Source organism: Pantoea sp. CFSAN033090 (assembly GCF_001264395.1).
GTDB classification, from domain to species: Bacteria; Pseudomonadota; Gammaproteobacteria; order Enterobacterales; family Enterobacteriaceae; genus Pantoea; species Pantoea agglomerans.
On the sequence record NZ_LGYX01000013.1, the window covers coordinates 42,015 to 61,679 of the forward strand.

16 protein-coding genes are annotated in these 19,665 nt (G+C 55.9%); 7 read left to right on the forward strand and 9 right to left on the reverse strand.

Going from position 1 to position 19,665, the window contains the following annotated elements; genetic code table 11:
• Nucleotides 1-94: 94 nt before the first annotated feature.
• Entirely contained in the window at nucleotides 95-1,303 is a 1,209-nt protein-coding gene (locus AFL22_RS13200) for an aldose 1-epimerase family protein (protein ID WP_052271566.1), read from the reverse strand.
• Nucleotides 1,304-1,672: 369 nt separating this feature from the next.
• Here AFL22_RS13200 and AFL22_RS13205 point away from each other — a divergent pair, with 369 nt between their 5' ends.
• From AFL22_RS13205 to AFL22_RS13220, 4 genes are all read left to right on the forward strand, one after another.
• The gene (locus AFL22_RS13205; protein WP_010670341.1) at nucleotides 1,673-2,230 is read left to right on the forward strand and encodes a peroxiredoxin; all 558 of its coding nucleotides are present in this window, start codon (nucleotides 1,673-1,675) and stop codon (nucleotides 2,228-2,230) included.
• A gap of 24 nt (nucleotides 2,231-2,254) precedes the next feature.
• On the forward strand, nucleotides 2,255-3,496 hold the full coding sequence (locus AFL22_RS13210) for a thioredoxin family protein (RefSeq protein WP_052271567.1): 1,242 nt from the start codon (nucleotides 2,255-2,257) through the stop codon (nucleotides 3,494-3,496).
• Nucleotides 3,497-3,567: 71 nt separating this feature from the next.
• Nucleotides 3,568-4,122: a sigma-70 family RNA polymerase sigma factor gene (locus tag AFL22_RS13215; protein ID WP_022624309.1), complete on the forward strand. Its 555-nt coding sequence runs from the start codon at nucleotides 3,568-3,570 to the stop codon at nucleotides 4,120-4,122.
• Nucleotides 4,109-4,750, forward strand: coding sequence for an NrsF family protein (locus AFL22_RS13220; RefSeq protein WP_010247152.1), 642 nt, complete (start codon nucleotides 4,109-4,111; stop codon nucleotides 4,748-4,750). Before AFL22_RS13215 ends, AFL22_RS13220 begins: the two co-directional genes overlap by 14 nt.
• Nucleotides 4,751-4,832: 82 nt before the next feature.
• On the opposite strand, the gene AFL22_RS13225 is transcribed toward AFL22_RS13220, so the two are convergent.
• The gene (locus AFL22_RS13225; protein WP_052271568.1) at nucleotides 4,833-5,984 is read right to left on the reverse strand and encodes an MFS transporter; all 1,152 of its coding nucleotides are present in this window, start codon (nucleotides 5,982-5,984) and stop codon (nucleotides 4,833-4,835) included.
• 120 nt (nucleotides 5,985-6,104) lie between these two features.
• On the opposite strand from AFL22_RS13225, the gene AFL22_RS13230 reads away from it, so the two are divergent.
• Nucleotides 6,105-6,875 carry a DeoR/GlpR family DNA-binding transcription regulator gene (locus tag AFL22_RS13230; protein WP_052271569.1) on the forward strand — a complete coding sequence of 257 codons (771 nt, stop codon included), beginning with the start codon at nucleotides 6,105-6,107 and terminating at the stop codon, nucleotides 6,873-6,875.
• A gap of 155 nt (nucleotides 6,876-7,030) precedes the next feature.
• On the forward strand, nucleotides 7,031-7,441 hold the full coding sequence (locus AFL22_RS13235; RefSeq protein WP_010670336.1) for a GFA family protein: 411 nt from the start codon (nucleotides 7,031-7,033) through the stop codon (nucleotides 7,439-7,441).
• Nucleotides 7,442-7,457: 16 nt separating this feature from the next.
• On the opposite strand, the gene AFL22_RS13240 is transcribed toward AFL22_RS13235, so the two are convergent.
• Entirely contained in the window at nucleotides 7,458-7,943 is a 486-nt protein-coding gene (locus AFL22_RS13240; protein ID WP_022624305.1) for a DUF1641 domain-containing protein, read from the reverse strand.
• Nucleotides 7,943-10,915, reverse strand: coding sequence for a formate dehydrogenase subunit alpha (gene fdhF / locus AFL22_RS13245; protein ID WP_052271570.1), 2,973 nt, complete (start codon nucleotides 10,913-10,915; stop codon nucleotides 7,943-7,945). Before fdhF ends, AFL22_RS13240 begins: the two co-directional genes overlap by 1 nt.
• An 821-nt stretch (nucleotides 10,916-11,736) precedes the next feature.
• Between fdhF and AFL22_RS13250 the strand changes: the two genes are divergently transcribed.
• A complete protein-coding gene (locus AFL22_RS13250) occupies nucleotides 11,737-12,357 on the forward strand; it encodes a response regulator (RefSeq protein WP_033760375.1) in 621 nt (206 codons plus the stop codon).
• Nucleotides 12,358-12,386: 29 nt separating this feature from the next.
• Here the strand turns inward: AFL22_RS13250 and AFL22_RS13255 are convergent, their stop codons facing one another.
• Genes AFL22_RS13255 through AFL22_RS13275 form a run of 5 tightly spaced genes read right to left on the reverse strand, consistent with a single transcriptional unit; the run spans nucleotide 12,387 to nucleotide 19,584 of the window.
• Nucleotides 12,387-17,927, reverse strand: coding sequence for an AAA family ATPase (locus tag AFL22_RS13255; RefSeq protein WP_052271571.1), 5,541 nt, complete (start codon nucleotides 17,925-17,927; stop codon nucleotides 12,387-12,389).
• Entirely contained in the window at nucleotides 17,927-18,310 is a 384-nt protein-coding gene (locus AFL22_RS13260; RefSeq protein WP_010670332.1) for a response regulator, read from the reverse strand. The genes AFL22_RS13255 and AFL22_RS13260 overlap by 1 nt, the downstream gene beginning before the upstream one ends.
• Nucleotides 18,311-18,353: 43 nt before the next feature.
• Nucleotides 18,354-18,608 carry a XapX domain-containing protein gene (locus AFL22_RS13265; protein WP_010247172.1) on the reverse strand — a complete coding sequence of 85 codons (255 nt, stop codon included), beginning with the start codon at nucleotides 18,606-18,608 and terminating at the stop codon, nucleotides 18,354-18,356.
• Between the two features lie 2 nt (nucleotides 18,609-18,610).
• Nucleotides 18,611-18,832, reverse strand: coding sequence for a DUF1427 family protein (locus AFL22_RS13270; RefSeq protein ID WP_052271572.1), 222 nt, complete (start codon nucleotides 18,830-18,832; stop codon nucleotides 18,611-18,613).
• A 59-nt stretch (nucleotides 18,833-18,891) separates the two neighbouring features.
• Entirely contained in the window at nucleotides 18,892-19,584 is a 693-nt protein-coding gene (locus AFL22_RS13275; protein ID WP_010670331.1) for a hydrolase, read from the reverse strand.
• Nucleotides 19,585-19,665 lie beyond the last annotated feature (81 nt).

Genomic DNA, 19,665 nt, shown 5'->3' on the forward strand with positions numbered 1-19,665 from the left:
TGCCTCTTTCCCGCATTTGTGTTGTCATCCCGTGACGGAACGCTGACCTGTAAACTAAAAACCCCAACAATTTAGCTGGGGTTATGATGGGTCGTTACTCTTTCGCTATTGGCGTCTCGCTCACATCAATCTTCGTTTCACCCTGAATGCCCTTAATGCGTTTCTCAACGTCATTAACCTGCTCGCTGCTGTGCAGCAAGGTGTAAGTCAGATCAAATGCCGTACTGGCACCCGGTTGCAGCTGCTTCACGCGTTTTTGTTCACGTTCAATGGTGACCGGATAGGCGTAACTGGTACCAGGTTCGATACCGGTCACGTAGCCCTGTTTCAGGGTGTCGGTATTTTTCCATAAGGTCAGCATCGGGAGTTGACGTGTATCGAACTGAATGGATGCGCCGCTGTTGCCCGCTTTATTTATCACCGCAGCGACGGTCTGATGATTGCTGTCTGAAAGTGGCTTGATGTTGAACACCATCTCATCGAAGTCTTTGGTCGGACCTTTATAGGTCTGCCACTCTTTTAACCCGGCTTTCGCGTAGTCATTGAATGGGCTGATGCCGGACATCGGCGCCAGGAAGCGTGCGCCCTCTTCCAGAATCGGTTTGCCGAAGTTGCTGTGATAGATGATCTGGTAATCGTGCGGATAGTCGGCATGGTTGGTTAACACATCATGCAGGCTGAAACTGTTGCTGCCTGGCACGTAACGCAGTTCGGTCATGGTCTGCAAATCAGCTTTCTTAAAGGTGCTCTCTTTAATCAGGCCGCGAATACGAATTTCGTGTGGTGCCGCATCTGCCACTTCAACTTCCAGCTGAGAAACCGGCGTATTCCCTGCTTTACCGTGCAGCGTATAGATTCGGCCTTCATCGGTGATCGGATGGCCGGTCCATTCGTAGCCGCAACGCACCATCATCTCGTTGAAACCATCCAGCCAGCCCAGACCGTTGCGGCTCTCAAGATTGATGTAGGCAGGATTGACGACCTCTTTAACCGGTGAATCCCAGCCCATGCGGGTGCCAAAGCCTTCAACACGCAGTAAATTCATGCCACGTGTCGGGCTTAGCGTGATGGTCAGGCCATCCTCGCTGCGGATCGTCAGTATTTTACTACCTTCCTGCTTGCCGCCATGCAGGACTTTCTGTTCGATGCTGAACGGTTTGCCCTGAGACTTCAGCTCACTGCTGGAAATCTTCCAGTTTCCCTGCTCGGTGCCCTGTTCAGCACTCGTCAGCACCCAGGTTTTCGCCGCTGCAGAGCCTGAAACCAGCACTGCCAGTACCGTTAACGCCAGTTTAATCTTCACCCTTCACCCCATTAGCTGAATCGTTTTTTCATTCCGTAAGGGAAATTTACTTAATGGGACTGAAGATAAACGTGATGATGCTCACCTGTTGGGAAAAGGCAGCGAATTAGACCTATTATTGTGGACCAAATCACAGTGATTACAGGCCAGAGAGGAATAACTACAGCGAATCAGGTGAAATTTGCTGACATTAGCTTTATTCGATTCAGCTCAAAAAGAGGGATCTGATAAAAGATGGCGGATGAAGCGCTATTTAAAAAATAATTTAAAAAAAATCTTCAAACGCGCAACTTTTTCCATTTTTAAACGAACCTGTTATCAGGGACGTCAGACAACTCCGTCTGTTCGTCAATGGAGAGAGTAAAGCCAATGAAAAACACCCTGAAAACCCTGGCCGTCGCTACGCTGCTGGCACTGAGTGTTCCGGCAACATCTGCTTTTGCAGCGTTACAGGTCGGTGAAAAAGCACCGGACTTTAAACTGGAAGCCGCGCTGGCTGGTAAATCGACCACCTTCTCATTGCAACAGGCGCTGCAGAAAGGCCCGGTTGTACTCTACTTCTTCCCTGCTGCTTTCAGTGCAGGCTGTACGCTGGAAGCACACGATTTTGCTGAAGCGACCGATGAATTTAAAAAGCAGGGTGCGACCGTCATTGGCGTGACGGCGGGCAATACCGATCAGATTGCGAAATTCTCGCAGCTTGAATGCCGTGACAAATTTACCGTCGCAGCCGATCCCGGTGCCAAAGTGGCGGCAGAATATAAGAGCACCATGGAGATGAAAGGGCAGAAACTCTCAGACCGTACCTCTTACGTGATTGCGCCCGATGGCAAAATCCTGCTGAGCTTCACCGATAAAAATCCTGATACGCATATCCAGAAAGCGATGGATGCCGTTAAAAAATACCGTCAGGCCAATCCGGCATAACTTCATCTTCAGAGCAGGTACATCATGCTGACTGCGATTGCAGCCGCCTTCCTGGGCGGCATTATTCTGAACCTCATGCCCTGCGTGTTTCCGGTGATCTCGCTGAAAGCACTGAGCCTGATCCGCCATCACGAATCACCTTCCCACGCCAGAGCCGAAGGCCTGGCCTTTTTGCTGGGCGTAGTCGTGACGATGGTCGCTCTGACCGCAGTTCTGCTGCTGGCCAGGGCGGGCGGTGCATCGGTGGGCTGGGGATTCCAGCTGCAATCGCCGCTGGTCATCGCCGCGCTGATTCTGGTGATGCTTGGGTCGGCACTGAACCTGCTCGGTCTGTTTGAAGTAGGATTATCGGTACAGCGGGTTGGCGAAGTGGGAGGCGATCGCGGTGGTTTAGTCGGTTCAGCACTGACTGGCGCTCTGGCCATCATTGTCGCGACTCCCTGCAGCGCGCCCTTCATGGCCAGCGCGGTAGGCTATGCGCTTACCCAGCCTCCACTGATCAGTCTGGTGATCTTTATTTCACTGGCGCTGGGCTTTGCTGCGCCCTTCACTCTCATCTCATTCTTCCCGGTGCTGGCGCGAATTTTGCCAAAACCGGGTGCCTGGATGATCACGTTAAAGCAGGGGCTGGCGTTTCCCATGCTGGGCGCGGTGGGCTGGCTAATCTGGGTACTTGAACGTCAGGCGGGATCGGCGGCACTGGCTGCCATTCTGGCCTGCTGTTTACTGTTTAGTTTCGCCGCCTGGCTGTATGGCATGGCGCAGAAACGCCGTATGATGGGACAGCGTCATTGGGTGCTGCATGTGGCGACCGCATTCTTCCTGGCGCTGGTCGTAGTGCCGTTACTGAACCTGAACAGGTTTGCCGAGGCTCCGGCTGAAACGGCAACCGCCTCACAGGCTGCCGCCGCTGTGGCGTGGTCGCCCCAGAACGTTGATGCCATCAAAGGCCAGGGCAAGCCAATACTGGTGAACTTTACCGCATCATGGTGTATTACCTGCCAGGTTAACGATCGTACTTCGCTTTCGACGCAGGTGGTAAAAGCGGCGATGGCGCGAACCAACACCATTTATATGGTCGCGGATTCCACCAAATATAATCCCGATGTTGAACAGGCGCTGAGCGATTTCGGACGCGGTGGATTACCGCTCTACGTGGTCTATCCGGCTGACGGCGGTAAACCTGAGGTACTGCCGCAGGTGCTGACGCCTGGCATTGTGATTTCAGCGCTGGATCAGGCAACAGAAAAAGGAAATAAATCCTGAGATTACTGATGAAACGATGGCCTGGCGCGTGGTCAGGGCGCGGCGACAGCGTGCTGAACTGCTGATGATCGATGCCAGAAACTGATCAACGCGCACAGCAGTGGCCAGCATTAATGGCCAGGGCGCAGGCGGGTGACAGAGCTGCCTATAACCAGTTACTGAAAGCGATGGTTCCGGCCATCCGGGCATTGGTATGCAAAAAAATACGTGATGAGGGACTGGTTGAGGATGTCATTCAGGAGACGCTGCTGGCGATTCATCGGGTGCGGCATACTTACGATCCGCAGCGTCCGATACTCCCCTGGGTTGCTGCCATCGCCTCTGCCCGGGCCATTGATGCGCTGCGCCATCGCGGCCGTCGCCAGGAAGTACAGGATGAGGAAGAGCTGCAACGACAACCCGCTGCAAGTGCAGAGTCCTCAGCCGATACGGATATCCTCTCCGGTTATCTGGATAACCTTCCGCAGCGCCAGCGGGAGATCGTCGAATCCGTGCATCTGCGTGAGCAGAGCCTGGCGCAGGCAGCAGCTGAAACCAATCAGTCGCTCTCTGCGGTTAAATCTCTGTTGCATCGCGCAATGGTCAACCTTCGTAAATATGGACGGGGTCATCATGAGAAATCATGACCAGTTAATTAATCAGCTCAGCGCGTCTGCCCAGCCGGTGCAGCGCGTCTGGCCCACCGCCTGGCGCGTTGCGGGCTGGATTGCCCTTGCCCTGCCCTGTGGCGCGCTGACCAGCTGGGCATTTCACAGCCGTTTCACTGACTGGTCGCAGCCTGGCGCGTTTTTCGCGCTGGTTGCCCTGCTGCTGTCACTCATCATCGCGGGCAGCACGCTGGCGGCAGCCTTTACGCTGAGTATTGCAGGCAGAAAACCGATCAGCCTGCGCTGGCCGCTGCTGATGGCGATGATGTGGCTGGTTCTGAATCTGATCAATATGTCATCTTCAGCACCGCCATCGGGCGCGAACCGGTTGGGTGAAGGGATGCACTGCTATCTGTTTATGCTGTCGGCCAGTGTCCCGATGATGCTGATGTCCGTGTTCGCCCTGCAGCGCACCCGATCCCTCTATCCGGCGCGCAGTCTGGCGCTGAGCGGCTGCGGCAGTGCGTTTACCTCATCGATGCTGCTGTCGTTGTGCCACGATACCCATCTGCACGCCATCGATTTTTCTATGCATCTGGCTGCGGGCATCACCATCGTGGCGCTGACGGTGCTGGCAGGCCGCCGCTGGGTCAGGCTGGGAGAGTAATGGCACGCCGCTTCCGTTCCTCCTGAAGATGACTCCGCGCCCCGTTCAATGAAATTCTGTCAGGAGCGCGGATTGGGTAATTTTATGCATTCTCCCCCGCGCGGCTACGGCCCAGATCCAGGGTCAGAGAGACCGCACCGACGATCAGCATCAGCGCCATAATCAGTGAAAACGAGAAAGCGAGATGTGTGTAATGCGCCACGTAGCCAATCACGGCTGGCCCGCTCAGGACCCCCAGATAGCCCAGAGTAGTAATGGCAGGCACGGCGACCGCCTGCGGCATCACCGTCTGACGCCCAGCGGCGGAGAACATTACCGGCACGATATTGGCGCAGCCTGCGCCGACAAGGGTATAGCCCAGTAACGCCAGCGGCCAGGAGGCGATAAAGGTCACCATCGCCATGCCAGCGGCGGCAACCAGTGCGCCGCCCAGCACAACCGGTAAACGTCCCAGCGATGAGATAATCCGGTCCCCCGTCAGACGCGCCACGGTCATCGCAATGGCAAAGCAGGTATAGCCCAGTCCGCCCAGTGACGCCGGAATGGCCCGGACATCGGTCAGATAGACAGCACTCCAGTCCAGCACGGTGCCTTCGGTCAGGAAGACGGCAAAGCAGATGATGCCGATAATCAGTACGCTGCCGCGCGGAACAGCAAACACCGGGCCTTCAGCGGGGTTCGCGTAGGTCAGTAAGCCCGATGCGCTGACCAGCGTCATGATAATCACCGCCGCGACCGCCAGCAAACAGCCGGTCAGCACGCTAAATCCCATCGCCAGCAGCAGCGTCATAAAGCCCGCGCCGGCAATGCCGCCCACGCTATACATGCCGTGAAAGCCTGACATGACTGGCTTTTCCGCCTGCTTCTCCACCAGGATCGCCTGGATGTTCATGGCGCAGTCGGTTACTCCGATGCCGACGCCAAAAACCAGCAACGCCAGCGCCAGCAACAGCGGGTCGCTGAGCACCGATAGCCATGGCGTACTGATGATGACCAGCGCGACAGCGACCAGAATCACCCGGCGGCAGCCAAAGCGGCTGGTCAGCCAGCCCGTCACCGGCATCGCAATCAGCGCGCCGACGCCAAGACAAAGCAGCAAGGTGCCGAGTTGCGCCTCATTAACGCCGGTATTGCCGCGGGCGAAAGGCACAATCACCGCCCAGGTCGCGGTGATAAATCCGGCTATAAAAAAGATGATGCGTGTTGCCAGCGTGGAAGAGACGTTATTAGCCATTGCATTCCTTTAAGGGATGTCGGGGAGAGCTGACAGGACCGAGAGATCGCTATTGACTCCCTGCCCGGCAGTGAACGATTATGCTCACTATAGCTCGATTGTGAATATTTTGAGGTTTATATGCTCGATTATGCAGCTTTCCCGCAGCAGCGACAAGCGCTGATTCGTGAGATATTGCAGGACAAAGGACGGGTGGTCTGCGCTGACCTTGCAAGGCAATTGGCCGTGTCAGAGCACACTATCCGCCGCGATCTCCATGAACTCAGTAAAGAGGGTTTATGTAAAAAGGTCTATGGCGGTGCGGTGTTACAGCTTCAGGAGGCGGGCAGCTTTGTCAGCCGGAAAGCTCACGATCACGCAGCAAAAGCCCTGATCGCGCAGCGCTGTGCCAGCCTGGTGAAAGCCAATAGCTGCATCTTTATTGATGCCGGTACAACCAATCTGGCGCTGGCACAGGCGCTATCACCAGATTTGAATATCACCGTCGTCACCAATGCACCCGATATTGCTGCGCTACTGATCAACCATCCTGCTGCGGAGGTGATTATGCTGGGCGGGCAGATACAGAAGAGCACCGGCGGCGCGGTCGGGCAAACCGCGATCAACCAGATCCAGGGGATTCTGTTTGATCAGGCGTTTATTGGCGGCTGTGCCATGAGTCCGGAGGCCGGTCTGACCGGTTTTAACTATGCGGATTGCGAATTCAAGAAAGTTGCCATGGCGCAAAGCAATCAGGTCATTGTCGGGCTGACAGCGGATAAAATCCCCGCAGTAGCGCGATTCAGCGTGGCGAAATGTCGTGAAATCTCAATGCTGGTCGTGGAAGAGAAGCTCGATAAAGAACTGCTTGAGGCGTTTGAAGCGGAAGAGATAACGCTTATTACTGTCTGATAGGGGTGATTAAATAAATCATGTCGCAGACGAACCCGATGAACGCACCCTGCCCTGGCTGTACTAATGGTCGACAAATCCGCACCCGATGCTGCCAAATTCCAGGCTTTAGCGTAGGCTGAAAGCTGGTTGGTTTCACTACACAGGAGATCACGATGCAAAATGAAATGACAGCACAATGCCACTGTGGCGCGGTGGCGTACCGGGTGACGCTAAAGGATGGATTTAATACGGTGCGCCGCTGCAACTGCTCGTTTTGCCGGATGCGCGGCGCGGTGGTGGTATTTGCGACAAAAGTGGAGCTGACCCGGGGTGAAGCGCAGCTCACAGAGTATCGTTTCAACAGCAAAGAGGTGGGCCACTACTTCTGTTCCGTTTGCGGCATTTACACCTTTCATCAGAGCCGCTCACAGCCCGATCAGTTCGGGATAAATGTCGCCTGCCTTGAGGGGGTTTCGCCGTTTGATTTCACCGATGTCCCTGTCTCCGATGGTATCAATCATCCAAAAGATGGCGGCGCGGGCGGTGTAGCCGGTCATCTGATCTACACCCCCACGCAATCCTGAACGATCGCAGGCTGAACTACTCTCGTGTGGGCTTGCCACTGAAGCGGGTAATCGGCTTCTGCTCTTCACGGTCAATCTGTTGTGAGAAGACTTCAAGCGCCGCGAAGATGGGGCGAAGTCCGCGCCACAGATCCTCATCATTGAGTAACCGGATAATGCCGCGGATGCCCGGCGCGGCTTTATCCTGACGGGCCTCATCGCGCGCTGGTTTAACGGCCATCGCGGCATCGCGAACGGCCAACAGCAGATGATTAAACCGTTCTGGCGGCACGCTGCCCAGCGTCATCATCAGTAGCGAGAGATTCTGCAGCGCGTTCTGCGTACCCGGCTGATTAAGGCCCGAGACCAGGATTTTCCCCACCTCGCTGTTTGATTTAACCAGGTCGTTCGCCAGCCGCAGAAAACCGTGCTGGTGAAGATTTTCGATTAGCTCATCCATCGCCTCCCGGGCGGTCGGCTCGGTAGGTGTCGGCGGGACCTGATATTTCATCCGTTCTGCCATTAGAATTTCTCCGGTTTTTCGACATGTTCAGGCGGTTCCCGATAGCCAGCCTGCTGCCATTTTTGCTCTATCGGCAGGTGATCCAGCGGCGTACGACTGCCGTGACGGAAGTTGTGTAGTGGCACCGGATTAGGCTGCGACCGGCGATCAACGCGCTTCATATTTACGGCAATCTCTTTATAAGCTGGTGTGTTGACGTCGGGATCGTGATGTTCGCCGGTCAGGGCGTTGACGCCATCTTTGCCATGATGAATCGGCATAAACAGCACGTTGCCTGCCACACGCTCAGTGATCACGACAGGCACATCCAGCGATCCGCGCCGTGAGGTAATGCGTACCCACTCTCCTTCGTTCAGCGCGCGCTCGGCGGCCAGCTCCGGTGAGATCTCAACAAAGGCATTAGGCGACAGCGACATCATGCGGCCACCCTGCCCGGTCTGATTCATCGACTGGAAATGCTCCAGCATCCGGCCATTATTCAGCAGCAGATTATACTGTGAATCCTCCTGCTCCGCGGGCGGCTGCCAGCTCAGCGGATAGAGTCGCGCTTTGCCATCCGGGAAATTAAACCGTTCCGTGTAGAGTCGCGGCGTGCTTTCGCCTGCGGCGCTGACGGGCCAGAGCTGGGACTGCCAGCCGACAAGTTGCTCATAGCTGACACCCGCGAAAATCTCTGCGATGCCTGCCGCTTCCGCCATAATTGCGCCTGGGTTCGGGTAATGCCACGGATGACCGAGACGGGCGGCGAGATCGGTAAAGATCTCCCAGTCGGGCCGACTATCACCCAGCGGCTTCATGGCGGGTGAAAAGTGCTGGATCCGCCGCTCGGTGTTCACAAAGGTGCCCTCTTTCTCCACGCTGGGCGCACCGGGCAGCACCACATCGGCAAATTCGGCAGTGCGTGACATGAAAATGTCCTGTACCACCATAAATTCCAGCTTGCTGAAGGCGGCATGCACTGAAGTGGCATCGGCATCCGCAAACGCCGTCTCTTCACCGGTGATATACATCGCACGAATTTTGCCTTCACCGGCCTGCTGCACCATTTTAAAATTATCTGCACCAGGCTGATCGGAAAGCGCTTCAGGCGAGACGCCCCAGGCGCGCGCCCATTTTTCGCGCACCGCTGGGTCAGTGACTTTTTCATAGCCGGGATAGAGATTACTGAGGCAGCCAAAGTCGCTGGCGCCCTGTACGTTGTTGTGTCCGCGCATCGGATAACCGCCGGTGCCAGGCCGGCCATAGTTGCCGGTGACCAGCAGCAGGTTCGACAGCGCCGTACTGGTATCTGCCCCGTGGCTGTGCTGGGTAATTCCCATCGCCCACAACACACAGGCACTGCCCGCCTGGCCGATCATTTCCGCTGCTTCAATCAGTTCTGATTCACTCAGTCCACATGTCTCACTGGCAAAGGCCAGCGTAAAGGGAGCGAGTGAGGCGCGGTACTCATCAACCTGGTTGACCCGCTGGGCCAGAAAAGCCTCATCCGCATAACCGTGATCGAACATATATTTTGCCATCGCCGAGGCCCAGACCAGGTCAGTGCCCGGTCGGATGCGCAGATAGCAGTCAGCACGTTCCGCCATTTCATGACGGCGCGGATCAACGACCAGCAGTTTCTGACCGCGATGTTTGTGGCTCTGTTTGATGTGAGAAGCTATGACCGGATGGTTCTCGGCCAGGTTGCTGCCGACCAGCACGATCAAATCGGTCTGTTGCAGATCCTCAATCGTCCCGGCATCTCCGCCGTAGCCCACCGTGCGGAACAGTCCTTCTGTGGCCGGGTTCTGACAATAACGCGAGGAGTTATCAACGTTGTTGGTGCCGAAAATTAAACGGGCGATTTTTTGGGTCAGATAGGCTTCTTCATTGCTGGCCTTGCTGGAGCCGATAAAGCCAATCGCATCGCCTCCATAATTCTGAGCGATACCCTGTAATCCTTCGGCAACCCGTTGTAGTGCTTCATCCCAGCTGGCAGGCCGGAAGTGGCCATTCTCGCGGATCAACGGCGTAGTCAGGCGCTCCGGGCTGTTGACGAAGTCCCAGCCGAACTTACCTTTAACGCAGGTCGAGATGCCGTTGGCCGGGGCTTTGGCGACCGGCTGAACTTTCAGGATATGGCGGTCACGGGTCCAGATCTCAAAGCTGCAGCCTACACCGCAATAGGTGCAAACGGTTTTGGTGCGTTTGATCTCCGACTGGCGCAGCGCCACATCGATTTTCGAAACGCCGGTAATCGGCTCCATGCCGATGCTGTTTTCCAGCGTTTTAACAAAGTCGATCAGCGGACGTTTCAGCCCTTCATCCATCGCGGTAAAGGGGCCTGTATCTGGCTGCATGGTTTTTTCCAGCAGCGCATTGCACGGGCAAACTGTGACGCAATGTCCGCAGCTGACGCAGCTGGAACCGGCGATTTCCGTTCCGCCATCCCAGAGCACGCGAGGATGTGCCTGGGTGTAGTCAATCGAAAGTGTTTCATTGACCTCGACATTCTGACACGCTTCGACACAGCGACCGCATAAGATGCATTGGTCAGGATCGTAGGTGTAAAACGGATTGGAATGATCTTTTGCGTAGGGCTTGGGCTCATGAGGATAGTACTGAATCGGAATGTGCATATCTGCCACGGCATTATGCAGCGTGCAGTCGCCGGTGTTGTGCTCACAGACGGTACAGTAAAGCTCATGACGATTGAGCAGCCGATCCATTCCCTCCTGCTGCGCGGCCTTAAGCGCACTGCCTTCACTCTGCACCTCCAGCCCCTCTTCAGTGCGGAGCGTGCAGCCGCGAACCCGCTCGCCGTTGGCATCTACCCAGCAGACATCACAACTTTGCAGCGGTGGCAACGCCGGGTGGTAACAGACATGAGGTAGTTTTTTCCCTTGAGCATCCAGAAAATCGATTAGCGGTTGATCAGCTAACCCTTTTAACCGTTCACCATTGTAGATAATGGTGCAGTAATTTTGACTCATATAAGCCTCATGACGACATTGCGACGAGCTACCGAATGGAAAATCTCCCTCTATTTAAAGGGTTGCTTCACAAGCTTAGTGAGGATTAGCAGCCACGCCATGAATACCGCTACGCTTATCAAGGTTACTTGCTGACAGATAAGGCTTTTTTAAATGTAATGACTTCTTACCGGCTAAATACGGGTCAGGTTTTACCCGGCAGATCGTCAGAATTTGGCAGAGTGGCTTCGCGTTGATAAGCATTAGCCGCACAATGGTGAAGTTTGGGATTAATAACTAAACACAATGTATGTTGTAACTATATAATCAACTATCTACTTTCGCTATAAGACCCAGGGTAATGATCGGCACGCTTATCAATCCGTCGTTTTGCCCTCAGGCAAATTAATTATCAGGACCGCCGCGAGTTAACAGACTACTTCCAAATTAATTACGTACCGCCACTAACTTATTCCAGTACATATCAGGCTGAAACGATTTAATCTGGATAACGGGTTTATGGATTATTTTAGCTATTAAACGGGACTATTCTCCTGCCCGTGAGTGAGCGAACAATTTATGGCATAGCTATGTCGATCAAATGACAGTTATCAGCATTGACGCCCAGAACAGTGGCGCTCCACCCCAGAGTTGACGCTCACATTTTACTCATACCTATCAGCCATTTATCTTAATTTTAACAAGCTGATAATTATAAGATGATAATGATAACTGTTATGGTAATATCCTGTTAACCCTGCCCGACACTTTCTCATCAGGGCCTCTTTACGCGTCATGCTTAATTAAATTATCAGTAAATACCTGGCTGAAATGAGGTCCCTATGAATCCCATCGTTTATATCGTTGACGACGACGCTGCTGTGACTGCTGCACTGCGTAATCTGCTCACTGCCGACGATTACACGGTTATCTCTTTTTCTTCGGCTGATGATTTCCTGGCTCACGCTTTTACTCCCCTTCCCTGTTGCCTGATTCTGGATATTAATCTGCCTGGTGCAGATGGATTTGATGTCGCACAGGCATTGATCGATCGTGGCTACGCCATTCCCACTATCTTCTTAACCGGCTTCGGGACTATTCCGGTCACAGTGCGGGCGATGAAAACCGGTGCTTATGAGTTTCTGACTAAACCTGTCGATCCCGATCGTATTTTGCAGGCGGTTGCAGAAGCCTTACAGATCGCCGGGCAGAATATGGCCTCTTCCGAGGAGCGAAGGGAGATACTGGAGCGACATCAGACCCTGACACCGCGTGAAAGCGAGGTCATGCTGCTGGCGATTAGCGGCCTGCTGAATAAGCAGATCGCCGCCGAAATGGGCGTCAGTGAGATCACAGCTAAAGTTCACAAGCGGCGGGTGATGGAGAAGATGAAGGCGCGGTCGCTCACCGATCTGGTGCGGGCGGCAGAGCGGCTCAATATTGATCATACCCGACGCCGCTAAGGCCAGGCAGACACCTGGCCTCAATACGATTATCCCAGTGGCAGAGTGAACCAGAAACGGCTGCCGCCTTCCGCCCGGTTCTCTGCGCCTAACTCACCACAATGCTTCTTGATGATCCCTTTGCTGATGGTTAATCCCATGCCCATGCCACTTTTCTTCGTGGTGTAGAACGACTCAAAAATCCGTTCACGCACGCCATCCGGCAAGCCGCAGCCGCTATCCAGCACCTCAAAACGCAGCGTGTCCGGCGTCGGGTTCTCTGACGTCAGCCGCAAAAGCGCCGCGCGCGGTAAATCGTCGGACATGGCATCGATGGCATTGATTACCAGATTCAGCAGCACCTGCTGAATCTGAACGCGGTCGCAATAGATATCCGCCTTTCCGGCCCTCAGTTTCAGCTCCAGCGAAATTCCGCGTCGCTCCAGCTCCACTCTGGAGAGCGCCAGGATATCGCGGGCGATCAGATGGAGGTTTTCCGAGGCAAAGCTCGATTCATGATTGCGGGTCAGCGCCTGCAGGCCACGAATTATCTCTCCGGCACGTTTTCCCTCTTTGATAATTTCATCCAGACTGCTGCTGGCATTCTCCAGCATCACCGGTTCACGCTTTAACCAGCGCAGGCTGGCACCGGCATTGGCCACGATCGACATCAGTGGCTGGTTAATTTCGTGCGCGATTGAGGCAGTCAGTTGCCCGACTGTGGTGGCGCGCGTTACACGGGCCAGATCCGCCTGTGCCATGCGCGCGGCATCTTCTGCCTGGCGCTGCGAGGTGATATCGGAAATGGTGCCGAAGTACTCTTTCACCTCGGGGAAGTTTTCTACCGGCTCTCCGATGCCTTTGATATAACGGCATTCCCCATCCGGCCTGAGCACACGGAACTCAGCCTGCATACTACGTCCCTGACTGACGCTGTGCGTCACCAGTTCGCTGATGCATTCATAATCATCGGGATGAACGCGGGTCAGAAAATCTGCCATCGACAACCCTTTTTGATGGGCTGGCAGGCCCAGAATACGGCCATACTCTTCAGACACCATCATCATGTCCTCTGCCACTTCCCAGCGCCAGGTACCGGTATGACTGATCTTCTCTCCGAGCATCAGTGAGGTTTTGCTGGCGCGCAGCTGCTTTTCAACCCGTCGCCGATGGTTGTTCTCCTCCAGCAGTTCAGCGTAGAGGCGCGCCGTCTCCAGCGAAACTGCCGCCTGAGCGCTCAACGTTTTAACAATGTGGGAGTGCTCAGCCGTGAACGCATCGGGCATCAGGCGATTCTCCAGATAGAGCACCCCAACCATATTGGCCTGCCTGAACATCGGAACACATAACACCGCAGCGCCCGAGGCCACCAGGTAAGGATCCTGACTGAACGGACTGAACTCTTCCGGCTTGCCAGTACGTATCTCCTGACCGGTACGGATCACCGCGGCCAGTACCGATAGCGGCAGGTCAGTTGCGACGGGGCGCTCTTTGACAATCTGCACCCGCACGCCATCAGCCGTGCTTTCTGCCCAGGCCTGCGTTTCCGGAAGCGTACCATCCAGAATCCGGATAAGCCGACAGCGCTGGGCACCGGCCCGCTCCAGCAGGATGCGCATCAGGGTATGAATCAACCGATCAAGGTTGATCTCCTCCGTCAGGGCGCGCACGGCGGTCAGCACACTCTCCAGGTCGTAGAACGAGGCATCCTGCGTAAAGGGAATGGTCGCCACTGCACTGTTTTGCATCGGCGTGGTCAGATGCGGATAGTGCTGCTCAAGCTGGCGCACCATCGCCAGCGCGCCCCAGCTCTCCCAGCTTCTCATCGACGCTTTAACGTAGGCATCGGCGGCGGTATCTAGCTGTAATGCTTTGCAGTAGCGGCCAGCCAGCTGATTCGCCAGCGCATGAATGTGCAGATATCCCCCCTGGCGGGAGAGACAGATCGCATTTTCATACTGTTTCAGCGCCTCGCCCGTGTTGCCCGCAAGACGGGCACACTCTGCCCTGAGCAGGGCATATTTATCAGCAAAGAGTCCGGGATTGAGGTCGGCCCAGCCCGCAAATTTGTCCAGATCGCAGCGCAGCGTGTTGCTGTCAGCCGCACCGGGCTGCAGGCTTAGCGATAGTGCGCTGTAAAAATGCATATCCATCAGGTAGATGTAAGCGGGCACTGCGCTGGTCAGCGGACGAATTTCTGCAAAACAGCGCAGCGCCTCCCGGTATTCTGCCGCAAAGAAATGTGCCATTCCCCGATACAACCCCGCCCAGAACAGCACCATCGCTTTTGGGCCAGAGATCACGCCCGGCTCGCTGCCCGCCACCATCGGCAAAGCGCCATCGCGATCGCCTGCCCTGAACCCGTTGCTGTTCCGCAGTTGCATCACCAGCTGCTTCTGCATGACCAGCACGTTCTCAACATCGGGATAAAAGGTTTTGCGGGTAAAAGCGAGTCCGCGCTCAATGGAGGTCATGACCGACTCCAGATGATCGCCGCGTGTCAGCGTGTTCATGATCTGATGACGCAACGAGAGGCAGGCAAAGGAACGGTCTCCGTGCATCACCGCGACGCGAAAACTTTCACGGGCACTTTCTACGGCGACATCCAGCGGCTGCGTCCAGATCCCCAGCTGATCCAGAGGCAGCAGCGTGCGGGCTTTATAGCGGGTAAAGTCATGCCGCTCCACCAGCTCACGGGCCACCCGACCACAGGCATAGCCAAAATGCCAGGCCTGATAGCGTTCGCTGATCAGCACGCTGAACCAGGCGAGACCAAACGCAGAGGCACCGGTCACGCCGTGATCCAGCGTCATCTCCAGCATCCGGCAGACCAGCAACAGATGCAGCTGCGGGCAGTCGTAGGCGGAGACAAAAATGGTGCTGGCCATCAGGTTCAGCACCGACTCAGTTTCCTGATCGGTGTTGCGTGGCAGGTGGGAAAAAGCCGCTTGCGGGGAATCGCCGATCCGCGCCCTGATCGCCTGCCAGGCGGCGTCAATCTCCGCGTCGTCCGGATCACGCCTGAGATGCACACCAAATACTGCCAGCCAGGCTAGCGCAGTTTCCAGCGCCAGATGGTTGTCGGACTGACGCATATGAATTTCAGCAGAGAGACAGGCTGCCATCGATTTTTCACTCAGCGTGCCTGGTTCACTCAGCAGTCGGGTACAGAGCTTTTGCGCGGTCGTGAGATTACCGTGCAGAAATTCGCACTCCGCCTCATCGATGCCCAGCATAAAATCATTGCCAGTCACCATCCGCTGGCTGAGTTGCTGGGCGCTGCGCAGATAGCGCAGCGCCGAGAGATAATCTCCGGCACGTTTCGCTCCCTGCGCAGCATGTAAACAGAGGGGATAATAGCGTTCACGATCTGCGACACTAAGCGGCAGTTCAGCAATCATGCCGATGTGATAAGCCGCGCGGAACAGCGTCTCACTGTGATCGGCATTCGCCACCGCGGCCGACAGCCATGCCGCCGCCTGTTGATGAAGAGAGTGTTGCTGCCGGAGGTCGAGCAGTAAAAACGCCGCGTTATGCACCCGGTCGTGGGTAAAGGCGTAGTTCCCGCCAGTCAGGGTTATAAAGCGGCCGCTGACGGCAGGCTCAAGCTGCTGCTGAATCCGCGATACGGACGTCGCGTTGATATGACTTAATAAAGACAGCTCGCCGCTGGCCCCCAGGCAGGCCAGCGAACCCAGCAGCTGACGTGTTGCCTCCGGCATCCGCGCCAGCTGATTTAATACCAGCATCGCCACATTGTCGGTGTACTGACGCGCAATCAGCGCCTGGCTGTCGTAATGCCACTTCAGCGGGTTCTGACGATAGACAATCACCCCATCATCCACCGCCTGACGGAAGAACTCCTGCATCGAGAGCGGATTACCGCCGGTTTTCTCAAAGATAATCTGTGCCAGCTCACGATTGCCGCCGGGACGGGTATGCAGCATTCCCGCCAGCCAGCGGGTGATGCTTTTAACACTGAGCGGCTGCGGCGTCAGCGCCACGACACGTGCCGCTGATGCTCTGAGGCGCAGCAGAAACCCGGCAATCATCGGACAGGGCATCGACTCACCCTCCCGGAAGGCGAGCACCAGCATAAAAGGCAGATGCTCATTACGGGTAATCAGATTTTCCAGCAGTTGCAGCGTGGCATTGTCTGCCCAGTGAACATCATCAATCAGCATCACCAGCGGACGGCCCGGCGTGGCAAATGCCTGGATAAGCGCAGACGCCATCTGATTAAACTGCTCGCGGGCGTCCGGGGCATGGCGCACCACCGGCTGCACTGTCCGGATATTCAGCAGCTGTTTTAGTTCAGGCACCAGTTCAATGGCTAAATCGGTATAGCCACCCAGCAAGCGCAACAGGCGAACCCGCCATTTGCTTAGCTCCAGGGCTGACAATCCCAGCAGATAAAGCGTGACTGTGCGAAACGCTGAGGCGACTGCGGCATAAGGTGCGGCAGGCGAATGTTGATCGGCCTTGCTGGCGGCCAGCAGAATCTGTCGGTGCTGCAGGGTTTTCAGGGCGGAAGCGATAATGGCGGACTTACCCGAGCCGGGCGCACCGCTCAGCATCACCAGGCTCTGCGTGCCGGTACGGTTGACCGCATCCAGCGTCGTCAGCAGCACGCGAGCCTGCGGATGTTGCGTGAACAGTGTCTCGGGCCGGAAACTGGTGCTGAACCGCTCCTGCAGACCGGGCGTGAACGGCGCAATGGTGTTTTCTGCGGTCAGCGTCGCCTGACAGCGGCGTAAATCAGCCATCAGCCCCTGCACGGTCTGATACCCGTCAGCAGGTGACTTTGCCAGCAGACGCAGCAGAATCACAGAGAGCATCGGCGGCACATCCTCTCTGACCTGTCCGGCTGGCCGGGGTGCGCTGGCGATGTGATGATGAATCCACTCCGCCTCCCCCGCATCCGGTGAGCCAAACGGCAACTTACCGGTGAGATACTCATACAGCACGACCCCCAGACTGTAGAGATCGCTGAGGCTGCTGACCGGATGCGGCGTGCGGCCGGTATGTTCAGGTGACATATAGGCCAGCGTACCGCCTGAGACGCGCAGGCTGTTTTTTTCCGCCGACTGCGCCGCCAGCGAGGCGAGACCAAACCCGCCCAGCCGGAACCGGCCATCATCACTGATAAAAAAATGGCCCGGCTTGATATCCCCATGCACAATGCCCTGATGATGCGCCTGGCCGAGCGTGTAGCAAAGCTGCAATGCAACCTGCAGGAAGTCAGCGATTTTATCGGGAGGGGTCGCGAGGTTATTCGCCAGGCTGCGAAACGGAAATGTGGGGTAGATCAGCGCATAGCGGTTGAGGTAACGGGTGGTGCCCGTCGCGGTGATGGCCCAGCGGGGCGAAAGATAAGCGGCCAGCGCTCGTTCATTTTTCAGCCGCTGCGTCGCCTGAAACGTGACGTCGTCACTCTGTCCGGTGGCGATTATCAGCGACTCACCTGAGTGACGGCGCGCCAGCATCCAGAGCAGGCAGCCATCCTGCGCCAGCGGCGTCAGCGTGTCGAAATCTTCAATCGCGTTCCCTGCATCGTCACTCTCCTGAAAATTAACCGAAAGCATGCTCATCAGCGCACCTTTCCCTGAGATAACTCGCAACGGATCAGTGTCAGCAGCGTATCAACATCAATCGGCTTTCGCAAAAAAGTCACGGCACCCAAGGCAATGGCATACCACAGGGTAGTCTCTTCCAGATCTGCTGAGATAAAAATCACCGGTGGCAGACCTGCCCGCTGTTTCAAAATAGTGAACAGCTCAAAGCCGGACATGCCCTTGAGTCCGACATCGATGATCAGCATGCCCACCTCTGAAAGCGCATCGTCATCGCTCAGCAGCGCCTCACCTGACTCAAATAGTCGGGTCGAATAGCCGTCTGAATGCAACAGATTGCTGAGTCCACTGCGGACCGCGCGTTCATCGTCCACAATGACAATACGCTGTGACAGCGCCATGCAGTTATCCTCTGAAACGCCTCATCGTACGGCACGCGAGGACTTAAGGGTGGTCATCGCCATCGGGTGGCGGTGTCCCACTGATTTTTGGCACACACTCATGGCGAAACCACTTCAGCGTCACCGGCTGACGGCGGAACAGACGCGTACCCAGCGGAATCAACTGCTCACCCACCAGCATGCCAAACAGCCCCACTAAAGCAATAACCGGAGGTGCCGGAGAGTTCACGTTGATCAGGGCATAGATTACCCCGGCAAGCAGCCCCACCGTGAGAGAAATAATGTAGGATTTCAACATGTTCAGCTAACCCGCGAAACAGGTGTAACAAACGGCGCATCCGATCGCTGCAGGGTGGTCGTATGCTCTGCGGGCAAGACTGCGTGCACCAGCGCCCCACCCAGCAACATCCCCAGCAGCCCCACCAGCGCAATCGCGGGCGGGGCCGGTGAACGCACTTTTAGCAGGCCGTAAAACAGGCCAATCAATATCCCTGCAGCCAGAGAAAGCAGTAAAGGATTCATAACCGGACTCCTGTTATGCCTGCTGACCGGCAGAAGAAAGCCGATCAGCAGGACGTCCCTTAGCGGACCGGTGCGTGAACCGGTGCCAGGGTACGGTGTTCACTTTTCTGACGTGACGGCGCTTTGTGTACCATGGTGTAGGCATAATCCACACCAATGCCATAGGCACCTGAATGCTCTTTGGCGATGTTCATCACCGCATCGTAAGTGTCACGGTTGGCCCAGTCACGCTGCCACTCCAGCATGACCTGCTGCCAGGTGACCGGCACCACACCCGCCTGAATCATGCGCTGCATCGCGTAGTCGTGCGCTTCTTTGGTGGTACCGCCTGACGCATCCGCCACCATATAGATCTCGTAATCCCCTTCCAGCATTGCGCACAGCGCAAAGCTGTTGTTACACACTTCCGTCCAGAGACCGGACACCACCACTTTTTTCTTGCCGTTCGCGGCCAGCGCATCACGCACTTTCTGGTCATCCCAGGAGTTCATTGAGCTGCGCTCCAGAATGTCCTGACCCGGAAACACATCCAGCAGTTCAGGATAGGTGTGGCCCGAGAAGCTTTCGGTTTCGACGGTGGTAATGATGGTGGGGATATTGAAGACTTTCGCCGCCTTCGCCAGCGCAACGGTGTTGTTTTTCAGCACCTGGCGGTCAATCGACTGCACGCCAAAGGCCATCTGCGGCTGCTGGTCGATGAAAATAATCTGGCTGTTATGTGGCGTGAGGACTTCAAGCTTAGCGTTGGACATGCGTTCACCCATAGAGGTTATGTAACGGAATTTTCGCCAATTGGCGCGGAGCAAAAGGACGGTCAGTGCAGGTTTAACGTC

Bases quoted from the DNA above. Each gene is read 5' to 3' on its own strand.
- AFL22_RS13205 (WP_010670341.1), top strand. From the start codon at position 1,673: ATGAAAAACACCCTGAAAACCCTGGCCGTCGCTACGCTGCTGGCACTG.
- AFL22_RS13210 (WP_052271567.1), top strand. From the start codon at position 2,255: ATGCTGACTGCGATTGCAGCCGCCTTCCTGGGCGGCATTATTCTGAAC.
- AFL22_RS13215 (WP_022624309.1), top strand. From the start codon at position 3,568: ATGCCAGAAACTGATCAACGCGCACAGCAGTGGCCAGCATTAATGGCC.
- AFL22_RS13220 (WP_010247152.1), top strand. From the start codon at position 4,109: ATGAGAAATCATGACCAGTTAATTAATCAGCTCAGCGCGTCTGCCCAG.
- AFL22_RS13225 (WP_052271568.1), bottom strand. From the start codon at position 5,984: ATGGCTAATAACGTCTCTTCCACGCTGGCAACACGCATCATCTTTTTT.
- AFL22_RS13230 (WP_052271569.1), top strand. From the start codon at position 6,105: ATGCTCGATTATGCAGCTTTCCCGCAGCAGCGACAAGCGCTGATTCGT.
- AFL22_RS13235 (WP_010670336.1), top strand. From the start codon at position 7,031: ATGCAAAATGAAATGACAGCACAATGCCACTGTGGCGCGGTGGCGTAC.
- AFL22_RS13240 (WP_022624305.1), bottom strand. From the start codon at position 7,943: ATGGCAGAACGGATGAAATATCAGGTCCCGCCGACACCTACCGAGCCG.
- fdhF (WP_052271570.1), bottom strand. From the start codon at position 10,915: ATGAGTCAAAATTACTGCACCATTATCTACAATGGTGAACGGTTAAAA.
- AFL22_RS13250 (WP_033760375.1), top strand. From the start codon at position 11,737: ATGAATCCCATCGTTTATATCGTTGACGACGACGCTGCTGTGACTGCT.
- AFL22_RS13255 (WP_052271571.1), bottom strand. From the start codon at position 17,927: ATGAGCATGCTTTCGGTTAATTTTCAGGAGAGTGACGATGCAGGGAAC.
- AFL22_RS13260 (WP_010670332.1), bottom strand. From the start codon at position 18,310: ATGGCGCTGTCACAGCGTATTGTCATTGTGGACGATGAACGCGCGGTC.
- AFL22_RS13265 (WP_010247172.1), bottom strand. From the start codon at position 18,608: ATGTTGAAATCCTACATTATTTCTCTCACGGTGGGGCTGCTTGCCGGG.
- AFL22_RS13270 (WP_052271572.1), bottom strand. From the start codon at position 18,832: ATGAATCCTTTACTGCTTTCTCTGGCTGCAGGGATATTGATTGGCCTG.
- AFL22_RS13275 (WP_010670331.1), bottom strand. From the start codon at position 19,584: ATGTCCAACGCTAAGCTTGAAGTCCTCACGCCACATAACAGCCAGATT.